Annotated in this window: 1 protein-coding gene; it reads left to right on the top strand. The window is 65.9% G+C overall.

Going from position 1 to position 756, the window contains the following annotated elements; genetic code table 11:
- Positions 1-756: tetratricopeptide repeat protein (locus MZTS_RS24895; protein ID WP_192286001.1), on the top strand; the 756-nt coding region annotated here is incomplete at both ends.

Here is a 756-nt window from a genome sequence, read left to right as displayed (position 1 = left end):
CATCCAGATCGGGCTCAACCTCGAGCAGATGGGCAAGGGCGACGAGGCGCTGCAGCATCTCGACGCCGTGCTCAAGGCCCATCCCGATAACGTCGATGTGATCTCGGCGCTCGGCAACGTGCAGCGCTCGCGCAAGAAATTCCCCGAGGCCGCCGAAACCTATACCCGCGCGATCAACCTGATCGAGCCGGGCAAGGAAGCGAATAACTGGACACTGTTCTACTTCCGCGGCACCGCCTACGAGCGGGCCGGTGAGTGGGACAAGGCCGAGGCCGACCTGAAGAAGGCGCTCGCCCTGGTGCCGCCGACCCAGCCGAACGCCAAGGCGCAGGTGCTCAACTACCTCGCCTATTCCTGGGTCGACCGGAACAAGAACATCGACGAGAGCTTCACCATGCTGAAGCAGGCCGTCGATCTCTCTCCCCGCGACGGCATGATCATCGACAGCCTCGGCTGGGCCTATTTCCGCCTCGGCCGCTGGGACGACGCGGTGCGCGAGCTGGAAAAGGCGGTCGAGCTGAAACCCGGCGATCCGACCATCAACGATCACCTGGGCGATGCCTATTGGCGGACCGGCCGGCGGCTGGAGGGCAAGTTCCAGTGGCAGCATGCCAAGGATCTGAACCCCGAGCCCGAGGATCTCGCCAAGATCAACGCCAAGCTCAAGGACGGCCTACCCGAGCCGGAGAAGCCGACGGCCACCGCCGAGAACCCGCCCTCCCCCGCTCCGGCGGAAGCGGTGCCGGCCCCCGTGGC

Source organism: Methylorubrum zatmanii (assembly GCF_014845115.1).
Classification (GTDB): domain Bacteria; phylum Pseudomonadota; class Alphaproteobacteria; order Rhizobiales; family Beijerinckiaceae; genus Methylobacterium; species Methylobacterium zatmanii.
This window is presented reverse-complemented; position numbering and strand designations above follow the sequence as displayed.